Consider the following 1,166-nt stretch of genomic DNA (forward strand, 5'->3'; position numbering starts at 1 on the left):
GCTCAACACCAACCGACTTTCTCTCACGCTCGACTACAACTTCTCGATCATCGATACCGTGACTGCGTTTCCACAATGATGCGCCTTGGCGACCGAATTGGCGTAACAGTTCTCGATAGTCGCTATTTTTAATGTCTTCACACAGATAAAAGCCCGCTTGATGTAACTTTTCTAGACTGACCTTACCAACTCCAGGGATTTTTTCTAGTGGTAGCTTATCGACCACTTCTTGAACTTTCTCAGGAGGAATAACAAACTGTCCATTGGGTTTATTCATATCCGAAGCAACTTTAGCGAGAAACTTAATCGGCGCGATTCCAGCTGATGCCGTCAGGCCCAACTCGTTTCGAATATCATTACGGATAGACTCCGCAATCAGGGTTGCTGAGCCCCTGCAAGCTGTCGCATCGGTAACATCTAGGTAGGCCTCATCAAGAGAAAGAGGTTCAATTAAGGAAGTATAACGTTCGAAGATAGCTCGAATTTGCAGTGAGACTTGTTTGTAGACATGCATTCGACCGGGAACAACGAGCAAATGCGGGCAAAGCTGCAACGCACGAGCGGTAGGCATGGCACTACGTACGCCAAACTTGCGTGCTTCGTAGTTACACGTGCTAATGACGCCGCGCTGTTTTTCATGCCCGCCAACCGCAAGCGCTATATCTCGATAATTTGGGTTATCTCGCATCTCGACGGCAGCATAAAAACAATCCATATCGACATGAATAATCTTTCTGATTCGCTCTGACATACCCGACAAAATACTGGTTAAAAATACAGTATAATTCAATTAACGAAGCAAGAAAATGAAAGATTAAAACCACCCCACAGAAAACTTTCTAAAGGGTTGAATTATCTTTTTTTTTTATCGCGGTTCAATCACGCAACATTACATCGAGCTGATCCACAAGCTCAGCCCAATCAGCATCTTCTTCAATCGCTTGTTTTAAAAATGCGGCCTGAGAATGTGTCCAGAAACTCGCTTCGTGTAAAGGTGCTGATTCACGTTTATGTCGATGCGTATTGACGAAATCTTTAATTTCTTTGGAAGTGCTCCCTAACCCGAGCTGATTGAAAAGATCAGCCATGCCATGTTGATGTAATTCCATTGTGTCCTCCGACTCGAATGAACCTCTACTTGAGTATATACCTCACCCAATTATGCG

General features: G+C 44.3%; 2 protein-coding genes. Both read right to left on the reverse strand.

Annotated features, from left to right (window positions below; all coding sequences use genetic code 11):
• A partial coding sequence (gene dinB, locus R8O70_RS25785; protein ID WP_318184531.1) for a DNA polymerase IV occupies positions 1-715 on the reverse strand: 715 nt, incomplete at its 3' end.
• A gap of 160 nt (positions 716-875) precedes the next feature.
• Positions 876-1,109: a DUF2789 domain-containing protein gene (locus tag R8O70_RS25790; RefSeq protein ID WP_015297173.1), complete on the reverse strand. Its 234-nt coding sequence runs from the start codon at positions 1,107-1,109 to the stop codon at positions 876-878.
• Between the last annotated feature and the right edge of the window lie 57 nt (positions 1,110-1,166).

Origin of the sequence: Vibrio sp. 779(2023), from assembly GCF_033344285.1 — a bacterium.
Classification (GTDB): Bacteria; Pseudomonadota; Gammaproteobacteria; order Enterobacterales; family Vibrionaceae; genus Vibrio; species Vibrio alginolyticus.

Bases quoted from the DNA above. Each gene is read 5' to 3' on its own strand.
- R8O70_RS25790 (WP_015297173.1), bottom strand. From the start codon at position 1,109: ATGGAATTACATCAACATGGCATGGCTGATCTTTTCAATCAGCTCGGG.